The 12,465-nt window shown below is 65.7% G+C and carries 10 protein-coding genes; 5 read left to right on the top strand and 5 right to left on the bottom strand.

Annotated elements, in window-relative coordinates; translation table 11 throughout:
• Positions 1-9: 9 nt before the first annotated feature.
• Positions 10-1,266, bottom strand: a complete 1,257-nt coding sequence (locus tag ABIE57_RS15580; RefSeq protein ID WP_354539950.1) for a 3-isopropylmalate dehydratase large subunit — start codon at positions 1,264-1,266, stop codon at positions 10-12.
• An 84-nt stretch (positions 1,267-1,350) separates the two neighbouring features.
• Complete coding sequence (locus tag ABIE57_RS15575) at positions 1,351-2,151, bottom strand: IclR family transcriptional regulator (RefSeq protein ID WP_354539949.1); 801 nt, start codon at positions 2,149-2,151, stop codon at positions 1,351-1,353.
• A 158-nt stretch (positions 2,152-2,309) separates the two neighbouring features.
• Here ABIE57_RS15575 and dctP point away from each other — a divergent pair, with 158 nt between their 5' ends.
• The 4 genes from dctP to ABIE57_RS15555 all read left to right on the top strand — a co-directional run bounded on the left by dctP (position 2,310) and on the right by ABIE57_RS15555 (position 6,997).
• Positions 2,310-3,383, top strand: coding sequence for a TRAP transporter substrate-binding protein DctP (gene dctP, locus ABIE57_RS15570; protein WP_354539948.1), 1,074 nt, complete (start codon positions 2,310-2,312; stop codon positions 3,381-3,383).
• Between the two features lie 89 nt (positions 3,384-3,472).
• The gene (locus ABIE57_RS15565) at positions 3,473-4,015 is read left to right on the top strand and encodes a TRAP transporter small permease (protein ID WP_354539947.1); all 543 of its coding nucleotides are present in this window, start codon (positions 3,473-3,475) and stop codon (positions 4,013-4,015) included.
• A 2-nt stretch (positions 4,016-4,017) separates the two neighbouring features.
• The gene (locus ABIE57_RS15560; RefSeq protein WP_354539946.1) at positions 4,018-5,361 is read left to right on the top strand and encodes a TRAP transporter large permease; all 1,344 of its coding nucleotides are present in this window, start codon (positions 4,018-4,020) and stop codon (positions 5,359-5,361) included.
• 49 nt (positions 5,362-5,410) lie between these two features.
• The gene (locus ABIE57_RS15555; RefSeq protein WP_354539945.1) at positions 5,411-6,997 is read left to right on the top strand and encodes a hypothetical protein; all 1,587 of its coding nucleotides are present in this window, start codon (positions 5,411-5,413) and stop codon (positions 6,995-6,997) included.
• A gap of 46 nt (positions 6,998-7,043) precedes the next feature.
• On the opposite strand, the gene dacB is transcribed toward ABIE57_RS15555, so the two are convergent.
• Genes dacB through ABIE57_RS15540 form a run of 3 tightly spaced genes read right to left on the bottom strand, consistent with a single transcriptional unit; the run spans position 7,044 to position 10,439 of the window.
• Positions 7,044-8,546 carry a D-alanyl-D-alanine carboxypeptidase/D-alanyl-D-alanine endopeptidase gene (gene dacB, locus ABIE57_RS15550; protein ID WP_354539944.1) on the bottom strand — a complete coding sequence of 501 codons (1,503 nt, stop codon included), beginning with the start codon at positions 8,544-8,546 and terminating at the stop codon, positions 7,044-7,046.
• Positions 8,547-8,604: 58 nt separating this feature from the next.
• Positions 8,605-9,219 (bottom strand): nicotinate-nucleotide adenylyltransferase, encoded by a 615-nt coding sequence (locus tag ABIE57_RS15545; RefSeq protein ID WP_354539943.1) that lies wholly within the window; start codon positions 9,217-9,219, stop codon positions 8,605-8,607.
• Positions 9,220-9,266: 47 nt separating this feature from the next.
• Entirely contained in the window at positions 9,267-10,439 is a 1,173-nt protein-coding gene (locus ABIE57_RS15540) for an alpha/beta hydrolase (RefSeq protein ID WP_354539942.1), read from the bottom strand.
• Between the two features lie 158 nt (positions 10,440-10,597).
• Between ABIE57_RS15540 and ABIE57_RS15535 the strand changes: the two genes are divergently transcribed.
• Positions 10,598-12,412, top strand: a complete 1,815-nt coding sequence (locus ABIE57_RS15535) for a putative bifunctional diguanylate cyclase/phosphodiesterase (RefSeq protein ID WP_354539941.1) — start codon at positions 10,598-10,600, stop codon at positions 12,410-12,412.
• Positions 12,413-12,465 lie beyond the last annotated feature (53 nt).

Below are 12,465 nucleotides of genomic sequence, written 5' to 3'. Positions count from 1 at the left end.
CGGCCTCCTTCAGAGATAGTCGCGCGGATCGGCGATCTTGCCTTCTATCGCGGCGGCGGCGACCGCCGCTGCGTTGACGATGAAAATCTCGGAGTCGCGGCTGCCCATGCGTCCGCGCACGTTCAGCGTGCCTGTGGAGACCGCCCTCTGCCCGGCGGACATGACGCCCATCCGGCCAAAGCAGTAATCGCAGGATGACGACGTCACGAAGGCACCGGCCGCGACCAGATCGGCTATGATGCCCTCTTCCGCCGCTTGCCGCATGATTGCCTGGCTGGTCGGCACGACGTTCAACTGAAACCCCGGCTTGACCTGTCGTCCCTTCAACACCCGGGCCGCGATGCGCAGATCCTCCAGCCGCCCCGAGGCACAGGACCCCAGATACCCCAGATGCACCTCGGTGCCGAGATGGTCGGAAAGCTTCTGCGTGTTCGCAGGGCTTGGCGGGATGACGACGACCGGCTCCAGATCGGAAATGTCGATGGTGTGCTGCGCTGCGTAATCCGCATCGTCATCCGAGAACAGCGGCTCTATTTTCGCCCTGGCCCTTGGGCGCGCGTAATCGAGAGCGGTCTTGTCGGGATTGATGATCGCGGTGATCGCACCGGTGAACATCGCAAGGCAGGTGATGGATTGCCGGCCTTCCAGCGACAGGGCGTCGATCGCCGGCCCGGCCAGTTCGAGCACCTTGAATCGGCAGGCGGAACTGCCGAGCTCGCGCACGATGTGGTGAAAGATGTCGCGCGCCATCACGCCCGGTCGCAGCGTGCCCGTCAGATTGACGCGCACCGTTTGCGGCACGTTGATGAGGATATGCTCCTTGACGAACGCCTCGAGCAGGTGCCGCCGCAGGCCAAGGGCGAATGTGCCGAACGTGCCCAGTTGCGAGATATGCCCGTCAAAATGCACCGCGAAGGCCCCCGGCGTCGCATAGCCAAGCTCTGCGGCGACCTGGTGGCCGATGCCCTTGCGCTCGTAGACAGGCACACCCTGCGCCTTGCCCCAGTCGCGCGTGATCTGGTGCAGCTCTTCCTCCGCCGGGGTGACGGCCGGCACCATGTGGTCGATGAAGAGCGCAAAGCGTTCGGGGGCGACGACCCTGTCGATGCCGAATTCCTCTTTCATCTGCCTGAAGATGACATCGGTGTAGCCCGGAAAGTCATAGGCGATGACGAAATCCGGGCGCGCCCGGATATCCTCTCCTGCACGGACCCTGTCGCGTCCGGCGCTGCGCGCCAGAATCTTTTCGGCGATGGTCAGCCCCATACGGACCTCCTGTTTCTGACTGCGGCCAGCGTATTGGTCCGGGGCGGTTTGTCAATTTATGATTTTGATTTCATCAGATGAAAACTACAGGAGGCTTGCGCCTATGCCCGCGCAGGCCGCCTCCAGCGCGGCAAGCAGCGGGCGGCGCGGGGCCCCACCGTCATCCACGATCGCGGCCGTCAATCCGCCAAGCGAAACCGCGCCGATCACCGTTCCATCCGCGCCCCGAACCGGGGCCGCCAGGGCCGATAGCCCTTCGACCACATCATCGGTCGATACCGACCACCCTTGTGCCCGGATTGCGTCGATCTGCTCTTTCAGGGCCAGGGGATTGGTGGTGCTGTGCCGCGTCATCGCCGTCAGCGGCACCTCCATGGCGGCGTCCCGCTCGGCCTCGGGCATGTGCGCCAGCAGGAGGCGCGGCGCGGCACCGCAGTTCAGCGGCATCGCCTCGCCAACCGGCCACCAACGGACCTGAACCGGCGAATCGCCGTGCTGCCTGTCGATGCATATGGCCTTGCCGTCCTGCATGACGGACAGCAGAACGGTCAGCCCGGTCGCGTCCGCAAGCGCGCGCAGGTGATCTTGCGCCACCTCCCGCAAGGACCGCCCCTCGGGCACGGCAGAGGCGAAGCGCATCATCTGCATGGTCAGGTAATAGCGCCCGTCCGGCGTCTGTCCGATCACGCCATTGTCTCTCAGCGTGACCAGAAGCCGCCGCGCCGTTCCCGCGTCAAGCCCGGCACCGCTGCCGATTTCGCCAAGCGTCAGATACATCCGCGCCGGAGAAAAGCATTTCAGAATCGTGATCGCCCGCGTCACCGAACGCACCCGCGCCAGGGTCGAGCCGTCCCGCTTTGCGATGCCGCGTTCGTTGAGTGTCATGCTCGCCCTCGTGCCCGTTTCGCAATTTGCGCGCCGCAACTCTGGCACGTCCCGGAGTATATTTCAACAGATGAAATTATGATTGCCAGTTGACATATGCCTGATCTCCGCCAAACACTGAACGCAGCCCGTAAGCCGGGCCCAAAGGGAGGATACCAATGCAACACTTCAAGATCGCACTCGGTGCGGCGGTGCTGGCGCTGACAGGCCTTGCAACCTTCACGGCAACCCCGGCCGACGCACAGACCCGCGAACTCCGCTTCGCCGAGTTCGGCCCCAATGCCGGCGCGCGCGCGTCCGGTATTGTCTGGCTGGACCAGGAACTGCGCAAGAGATCCAACGGCGAGCTTGGCCTCGACATCATCTGGGGCGGGGCGCTGGTCGGCGCGGCCGGTGCCGCGCAGGCGATTTCCGATGGCGTGGCCGACATGGGGTCCATCGTGCCGGTCTACGCGCCCGGTCAGCTCGTGAGCTATGAGGTCGTGGATACGGGCGAGATTTCCGACGAATACATCGGCATGATGGCGGCCTATGAGCTCATGACAACGCACCCCGTCGCCCTGGAAGAGGCGCAGCGGTTCAATGTCCGGTATTTCGGCAACTACACGACCGGTCCCACCCAGCTTCTCACCCGCAACACGCCCGTGGCCAGCCTCGACGATCTCAAGGGATTGACGATCCGCACGACGGGCGCGCATGTTCCGGCGCTCGAAGCCTTCGGCGCGGCGACCGTGTCAATGTCGCAACCCAATGTCTATGAAGCCCTCTCCAACGGTTCGGTCGACGGATCGACCACCTATTACTACGTCGTCGACGGCTACAAGCAATACGAGGTCGCCAACCACATGACCGAGATCAACATGGGCCAGACCCTGGGATTCGGCATCATCATGAACCTCGGGACCTACCAGAGCCTGACCGAGGACCAGCGTGCCCTGATGGATGAGTTGGGCCGCGACTTCACCGTCGAAATGGCCGGGATCATGGCCCGCTCGCGCATCGAGACCAAGGCCAAGCTCGCCGCGGGGATCGACGGCAAGGCCGTCGAAATGCTGGATGCGCCCACGGGGATGCGCGAGGCGCTGATCGAGGTGGCGCTGGCGGATGCCGCCAACTGGATCGCCAAGGCCGACCAGAAGGGCATTGACGGCAAAGCGTTCTTTGGCGAGTGGATCGCCCTTACCGAAAAATGGGCTGCCGAAGTTGCCGCCAAGGGCTATCCCTGGGAGTGATCCCGCAGCCCTGATCGACCATGCGTCCGCCGCGCAGGCGGACGCCCTTCATCCGCCCCCTTCCGCCTGACAGCACCGGAGCGCCCAAGATGATCGCAAGAGCCGACAAGCTGCGCAAGGCGATGGTTGCCCTCGAGACTGCGGCCCTGAGCCTTGCGGGGCTCGTGCTTTTGGTCATGGGTCTGATCATCGTCTCCTCCATACTCGGCAAGACGCTGTTTTCCCGGCCCATTCCCGATGATCTGCTGATGGTGGGTCTGCTCAATGTTGCCGTGATCACCCTCCCGCTTGCCTATGTCGAAAGGCAGCGTGGCCATATCGCGGTCACGATCACGACCGACTGGCTCGGTATCCGCGCCAAGGGGGCGCTCCGGGCGTTCGGCGCGCTGGCCATGGCGGTATTCTTCGGCGGCATCGGCTTCATGGTCGCGCGGCGCATGCCCGACGAGATCACGCGCGGGGCCTATTATGACGGCACGCTTCAGATTCCGACCTGGCCGATGAAGGCGGTCTTCGGCGCGGCGGTCCTGCTCTTCGTGGCGCGGCTGGTGCTCAGCGTCATCGAGGGCATCCAAACTGCCGTGACGGGCGAGGGCATCGCGCCGGACGACACGCACAACAGGGAGGCCTGACCGTGGATCCGCTTCTCGTCGGGTTCATCGCGCTCTGCGTCACGCTGGTCTTGCTGGCGCTCCGGGTGCCGATCGCGGCGGCGCTGGGGATCTCGGCCTCTATCGGCATATTCATCATCTTCGCCTGGCGTCCCGGGGCCGACTTCGCGGCACAATGGGCTTGGCGACCGACCCTGTCGCTGATTGCGAACGGGCCTTACGATTTCCTCAAGAGCTACAGCCTTGCGACGGTGCCGCTTTTCATCCTGATGGGGCATCTCGCTTTCGAGGCGGGCTTTACCACGGATGTCTACCACGCCGCGCGGCTCTGGCTTGTGCGGTTGCCGGGCGGGGTCGCGATGGCGTCGGTCGTCGGTTGCGGCGGGTTCTCGGCAATCACCGGCTCTTCCGTGGCCTGCGCCGCCGCAATGGGCCGCATCGCGATCCCGGAAATGCTCCGGTTCGGATATTCCAAATCGCTGGCAACCGGGTCTGTCGCCATAGGCGGCACGCTCGGCTCTCTCATTCCACCGTCGATCCTGTTCATCCTCTACGGGGTGTTTGCCGAGCAATCCATCGCCCGTCTGTTCATGGCGGCGATCATCCCCGGCCTGCTGTCGCTGGTGGCCTATCTCGCGGTCATCTATATCTGGGTCCGGCTCAGACCCGAGGCCGCGCCGCGCCCCGACGAGAAAATCACCCCGGCCGAACGCTGGCGTAGCCTGGGCCGGTGCTGGTCCATCATCGTGCTGTTCGCGGTCGTGATCGGGGGCATCTATGCGGGGTTTTTCACCCCGTCCGAGGCCGCAGGCGTCGGGGCCATCGCAGCACTGGTGCTGGGCCTTCTGCTGGGACGGCTGAACCTGGCCAAGATCGCATCGGCCCTGCGCGAGAGCGTGTATCAATCCTCGATGATCTTCGCCATCGCGATTGCCGGCAAGATCTATGTCAGCTTCATCGCGCTCACCGGGCTGTCCAATTTCATCGGTGACTGGATCGCGGCATCGGACATTCCGGTGATCGCCGTGCTCGCCATCATCGTCGTTTTCTATCTGGTGCTGGGCATGTTCCTCGATCCCATCGGGATCATCCTGCTTACGCTTCCGCTGACCATACCGATCATCGATGGCTACGGCATGTCGCTGATCTGGTTCGGTGTGGTCGTGATCAAGCTGCTGGAGATCGGCCTTGTCACGCCGCCCATCGGGCTGAATGTCTTTGTCATCAAGTCGATCGTCGGCAACAGTATCCGGCTCGAGACGATCTTTTACGGCATCGGCATGTTCCTGCTGGCCGAGATTGTCGTGCTCGGCATGATCGTTGCCTTCCCCGCCATATCGCTCTGGCTGCCCGGTATTCTCATGTGACCTGCAGGCACCGGTCAGCCCCGGCGCGACCAACCGAAAGGACGAGACCATGAACAGGACGGACATTCCCCGCACGGCCGACCCTCAAGCCATGAGGCCCGCCGCGTTTCCCCGGTTCCCGGAGCCGCCGCTGCGCGGCACGCGACCGCCGCGCTGTCCGCCCTTCGTGGAGATCACCTCGTCGGATCAGTTGTTGCCCTATCTCGAACATGTGGCGCGCCGCCCCTACAATCATGGCCTGAATGCCTGCTGGGATCTCAGGCGCGGCGAGCGGGTCATGCTGCGGGTGGACAACTGGCACTCTCCGCTGACCATCGAGGCCTGCCAGCGGATCCTTGAGAAATACGGGGTGAAATACACCATCCGCCATATCGACCGCGGACCGGTCCCGCAATGGATCGGGGCGGATGAGGTGGACTATTACCTGTTCCGCACCAAGGAACTCGCCGAATGGATGGATATGTGGGAAGAGGAGGAGAAGAAGCAGGAATTCGACAAGATCCTGATGGGCTATGGTGGCCCGGTCCTTGCCGAACGCTTCATCAAGATCCAGCGGATGCCGTTCATCACCCCTGAAATCCTTGCCTCTCCGGCCCATGCCATGCCGATCGAGGTGCTCAATGCCATCGACCGCTGGACCTGGGACCGCATCCGCAGCGCCAAGCGCGCGCGCATCACCGATCCGGAAGGCACGGACATATCCTTTACCAACCATGACGATTACTGGGATGCTGACCGCCAATTCTACAATCCCGACCTGACCGCCGCGACCTGGACCGGGAACGAGCATTTCGGCAAGACCTATCTGCCGGGTCACATCACCGGGCGGCCCTGGATGTTCCACCCGTTCAAGGAAGACGGCACCGGCGTGATCGCGGGCACCACCAATCACATCGCGCCCTGCGACTGGACCAGACTGATTGTCGAGAACTCGAAGATCACCGAAATCCAGGAGGGTGGCGAATTTGGCCGCAAGTTGCGCGAGGTGATGGAAAGAACAAAGGACATCCAGTATCCGACCTTTCCCGGAAAGGGCATCATGCACTGGTGGGAAGCCTCCATCGGCACCAACCCGCACATTCACCGCCCGCGCAAGGATTTCCCCAGCGGCTTCGTCAACTGCCTCTACGAGCGCGTGCGCTCCGGCGTGATCCACATGGGCTTTGGCACCATCATCAGTTCGATGGCCGAACGCGAGGCGGCGCGCGCCGGGCACCTCGTGGGGCATTGGCATCTGCACCTCTATTTCCCGACCTATACATGCGAGCGCGACGGCGATAACGAACCGATCATCCAGGATGGTCGTCTGCTGGCGCTCGACGATCCGGAAATTCGCAAACTCTGCGCCAATTACGGCGATCCGGACATGTGGCTCGACGAGTCGTGGAACCCGGCCGTGCCGGGGCTGAACATGGATGGCGACTACTGGGACCATTACGGCCGCGACCCGTTGCATTGGGTCAGGACCGAGTTGGAAGTCTGTCGCACCTATCACCCGATGTTCATGAAAATGACCGGGGCGGATGACAAATACTGTCATGGGGCCGGCGCCGACTGGTGGAAAGGCGGATGCGTCAACCATTCGGGTGTCCGTGCAGATGTGCTGTCCGGCAATTGCTGCGGGACGGATCACTGAACCGGTGCGGTCGATGCCGGGGACGCATCGGATGCCAACACCCGCCTCACCCCCCGTGCACGGCGCTCCAGCGCTCTATGAGGGCCTGCTGCAGACCCTTGGCGCGGCCGTTCCAGCCGCGGGCACCGGGCGGGCTGTCGTCTTGTGCGGGGTTGATGCGCGCGCGCAGTCTGTCGCTCGCGGTGAAGATGGCAAAGACCAGATCCTTGCCCCCCGGCGTGGTGACATAGCCTGCCAGCGTGCTGACAAAATAGAGCGTCCCGGTCTTGGCCACGACTTTCACGGGATGGTTTCTGGCCACGTTGCCCTTGGCGTCGCGCAGGGTGAATTCCCGCAAGAGCGGGCGCAGGAGGGCCGCGCGCTTGGCCCCGGCCAATCCCCGCGCCATGTCCGCCGCCGTCAGGCGCGAGCGGTCGCTGAGGCCCGAATGATCGCGCAGCGCGGCGGCCGTCATGCCAAGGCTCGCCGCCGCCCAATCATTCATCGCCTGCGCCGATTGCGCCAGCGTCGCCGCGCGCCCCTGTCTGCGCGAGGTGGCGGCGATCCCCACCATCTCGGCGGTGAGGTTGGTGGAAAACCGCAGCATGTCGCGCAGCACTGTCTCCAGCGTCTCGCTCTTGTGCGTGACCAGAACGCGGCCCGAGGGCGCACCCGTCATCACCTCCGGTGTGCCGAGCACGATGCCCTGCGACCGCGCGAAGGTGGCAAACACCTCGCCTGCGTAAAGCTCCGGCTTGCGCACCGGCAGCCAGCGCGCACCGCCATTGCCAAGCGCCCCGCGCGCCACGCTCCAGTCATCGCGCGCGCCGCCATCGGCATAGACATAGACCGGCGCGGCGCGGTCGGCGATGCGCATCCGTGCCATGGTCACATCCGGGCGGTAGCGGTCCGAACGGGCGTCCATGGTGACCGCATATTGACCGCCCTGCCGCTTCCACTCGAAATGCACGCGGTTGTAATTGAGGTTGAGCCCCGACAGCGCCGGGTTATAGCCCGCATGATCGGGCTGTTTCTCGTCGATGGCGCGCTTGAACGGCACCGCCCCCCCCCAGAGCCGGAACCGCCCCCGCACCTCGCGCAAGCCCGCCGCCTTGAGCGCCGCCGCCATCCCCGCCAGCGCATTGGTATCGAGCGTCGGATCACCGCCCCCCGCCAGCACCAGATCGCCCCGCAGGATGCCGTTCTCCACCGGCCCCGTGGCAAGGAGCCGGGTCTCGAACCGGTGCCCCGTGCCCAGAATGTCCAGCGCATAGAGCGCGGTGACCGCCTTGGTCACGCTCGCGGGGGGCAAGGCGGCGCTGCCGTCCTGCTCCTCCAGCACCCGGCCCGTGGCGGGATCGACCACCGCAAACCCGACCCGACCCGAGAGATTGGCCTTGGCAATCAGCGCCTCGGCGGCGGGGGCCCCGCGCGTGGCCACAATGCCCGGACCCCGCACCGGTCGCGCCACCGGGCGCAGCGATGTGGCGGGCGGCCCCGACAGTGCGGGGCTGGCCAGCACGGCAAGGCTGGTGGTCAGGAAAAACCGTCGGGAAAAGGTCTGCGTCATGACGAGACAGTAGCCAATCGCGCGCCGCCCGCGCAATCGCGATGATGCCTGCGCACCGTCACTTTTGTGCAACATCCGCCGTGATCCCGCGCGCGCGCAGCGCGGTGGAGGAAATATCCGTCATCGGCACGTTGACAAAGCACCATGCGGGCGGGCGCGCCGCCCCGAGCGCGTGGCTCTGTCCCGTCGCCAGCCGCGCGCCGCCATAGACCCGCGCCGCCACCGAGAGCCGCGCCGATATGCGCTGACCCGGCCGCGCCAGCACCCCCACCGGCACGCTGTCCATGATCGCGCGCCAGTCCTGCCAGCGGTGCAGTTGCGCCAGGTTGTCCGCCCCCATCAGCCACACGAACCGCCGCCCCGGACAGATGCGCCGGAGCGCGGCCAGCGTCTCGGCGGTGAATCGCATGCCCGCGCGCGTCTCGAAATCCGTGACCGCGATGCGCGGGTGATCCACCAAGGCGCGCGCCGCCGCCATCCGCGCGGGCAATGGCGCGGGGCCGTGGCGCTTCAGGGGGTTGCCGGGGCTGACCATCCACCACAACCGGTCCAGCCCGAAGCGGCGCAGCGCCTCGCGGCTGATATGCAGATGTCCGGCATGGGGCGGATCGAAAGAGCCGCCCAGAAGGCCAATCACCTGACCGGGACGTGAAAAGGGCAGGCCGTGGGTCATGCGCCTGTCATTGCCAGCGCGCCGCGCGGTGTAAAGCGGAAATGCGCTCAGCGGTCGGGATCGCCGATGCGCGGTGCGGGCCGGGCCTGCACCAGCCGCCAGAAATTGCCCTCATCCGGTTCAAGATTGCGCGCGCCGCTTGCGGGTGCCGCCCCGGTGGCGATGACGAGCGCCATGTCGCGCAGCACTTCGGGGTTGTTGCGGAAATAGTTGTGGCTGGAGGTGCCGGCGACCGCGCTCACATTGATGAAATCCACGTTGCGGATGCGGGTGAAGATCTCGCGCTCGGCCTCGTCCAGTTGCTCGAACGAGATCCGCCCGAACCGCGTTCCCGCCAGCAGCACCTGCGCGACGCCCAGCGCGCTGTCGCCGGGGTTGATATAGACGGTGATGCGGCCGAAGGCGGGGCCGAACCGTTCGGCAATGAGCCGCTGACGCACCACGGAGAAATCCAGATCGGGCGCGGCAAGGATCAGGTTCTCGACCTTGAGCGCCGCGCGCGGATCATGCCCGCCCGCCCGCGCCTCGATCACCAGCTCGCGCAGCGCGGTCGTGACCACATCGCTTCCCCGGCTATGGGCGACGATATGGATCTCGTTGAGCCCCGGCACATCGGCAAGGATGCGCAGCGTCTCCTTGAGATGAAACACCGAGAACTCGCCGCTTTCGCGGTCCTTGAAATAGCCGAAGGCGCCGGGATTTCCCGCAGGCCAGCCAAAAGCCACCGGCACCGTGCGCGCGCCGCTTGCCTGCCAGAGCCGGGCAAGCGTCGCCATCGTGTCGTCGAACTGGCTGTTGAAGCCGTGCACATAAAGCAGGATGTCGCGCCGGCCGGTCTGGCGCAGCGCCTCGGCAAGGCTGGCACGCATCTCGGCGCGCGCGGCCTCGTAGGTGCGCGCCTGTCCGGGGTCGGGGATGGGCCTGCCGTCCTGCATCGTGAAAAGAATCGGCGTGGCCGGAAAGCGCACCTTGTCGCGCGCAGCTTGCAGGCGCGGGCGGCCCTCGCCCGTGTCGATCCGGGCCGTGCCAAAGCTCATCGCCGCATCGCGCCGCACACTGAACCGCAGCCTGTCCGGTTCGTCGCGCTCGATCACGCGGTTGCTCACGAAGAAGAAGTCCGGCCCGGCGGGCGCGTCAAGGATAGGCAGGCTGCGGACGCCGCCACAGGCGGCCAGCATGAGCGCCAGCAAAAGCGCGAGAGAGGCCGCGAGAGGGCGCATCTTGGCTCCGCGTTCCGGTTTCCGTCAGTATGACGCCGAAGCCGCGCGCGGCAATGGTCAATGTCTTGCATCAGAGTGATTTCCTGTGCGGTTGTTCATGGTTTGTTAGCGTGTCGCGTGCAACGTCCGTCAGCAGCAGACCACAAATGGGGCAGGCCGTGGCTTTGACGGACGACAGCAGCGAGGACGGGGCGCAGGGGCTTTTCCGGCGCATCGTCGCGGGTGCGCAGGACGGTATCGTGGTGCAGGACATGGCCGCGCGCATCGAATGGGCCAACCCGGCTTGTGAACGGCTCTATGGCTGGCCTCTCGAGCAGATGCGCGGGCGCAAACCGCAGGAATTCATCCTCCCGCCGGAGACGCGGCCACCCGAGACCGAGATTGCCGGCTTCCGCTACGATCCCCGCAGCGCGCTCTTTGGCCGCTATCAGCTCAGCCGCCACATCCGCCGTGACGGCACGACCTTCTGGAACCAGCAGAGCTTTGCGCTTCTCGATCTTGGCGCGGACGGGCAGAAGGTGGTGATCACCTGCCGCGACGTGACCGATCAGGTCTCGACCGAACAGGCGCTGCGGCAGGTGCAGGTCGATCTGCGCCATGCGGCCCATCACGATGACCTCACGGGCCTCGCCAACCGCAAGAAGCTGGGCGAATATCTCGCCTCGTCGCCGGTGCGCGCGGCGATGGCGCGTGGCGCGCTCGGCGTTCTGGTCATCGACATCGACAAGTTCAAGGACATCAACGATTCGCTGGGCCATCGGGCAGGGGACCGGACGCTGGCCCATGTGGCGGCCGTGCTGGCGCGCGTGGCGGGGCCACGTGATCTTGCCTGCCGCACCGGCGGCGATGAATTCCTGCTCGTGTGTGACGCCCCCGACGGCGAGGAGGGGCTGAGGGCGCGCGCCGAGGCGGTGCTGCGCGCGCTGGACCGGCCGTTTCTCTGGCGCGACCACTCCATAGCCATCGGGGCGTCGATCGGGGCCTGTCTCGCCACCGGCCCTGCCAACACCGGCGAAGAGATGATCCAGCACGCCGATACCGCGCTCTACGCAGCCAAGGCGCGCGGCCGCGGTCGCGTGATTCAGTATACCGCCGATCTGGGACAGGCACAGCGCGCCCGCCAGACGCTCGCCCGCGACCTGCGCGAGGCGGTCGCCTGCGATCAGTTCGAGATCCATCTCCAGCCGCAGCTTTGCCTGAATTCCGGACGCATCCGCGGCTGCGAGGCGCTTATCCGCTGGCGCCATCCCCGCCGCGGCCTGCTCGCCCCGGCAGCCTTTCTGGACGCGGCGGACGGCTTGGGCCTTCTGGCCGAGATCGATTATCTTTCGATGACAATGGCGCTTGACGCGCTCCGGACCTTGATCGAGGCGGGTTTCGGCCACCTCACCATGTCGATCAATGTCTCGGCAGCGATTCTCGCCGATATCAACTATCCCGGCCTGCTCGACTGGGCCCTGCAATCGCGCGGCCTGCGCCCCGATCAGATCTGCGTCGAGGTGCTGGAAACCACGATCCTCGACGGTTCCGGCGCGGATGTGGTCAGCGCGGTCGCGCGGCTCAAACGGCTCGGTGTGCGCGTGGCTCTCGACGATTTCGGCACCGGCTACGCGGGTCTGGCGCATATGGCCAGCTTCGAGGTGGACGCAATCAAGCTCGACCGCTCGATGATCGCCCGGCTCGACCATGACCCGCGCAACCGCGTGATCGTGCGCGCCATCATCCGGCTCTGCCGTCTTCTGGACATGAGTGTGGTCGCCGAAGGGGTTGAGACGGCGGATCAGCTTGCCATTCTGCGCCGCGCCCACTGTCCGGTCATTCAGGGCTTTGGCCTCGCGCGGCCCATGCCGCTCGATGTGCTCATCGACTGGCTCTGTGCCAACGATCCCTTGCCCGCCACGGCCCCCTTCGGCGCAGCACTCGGCGCCCCCGCCGCGTCGGTGCCACCCCGCCTCATCGGTCATGTGCGCTGACCATTGCCCCCGGCCCGCGCGCCCGCTATCACCACGGGCGATCATGAAATCCC

This window comes from Roseovarius sp. MBR-6, assembly GCF_040547525.1.
Lineage (GTDB): Bacteria > Pseudomonadota > Alphaproteobacteria > Rhodobacterales > Rhodobacteraceae > Roseovarius.
This window is presented reverse-complemented; position numbering and strand designations above follow the sequence as displayed.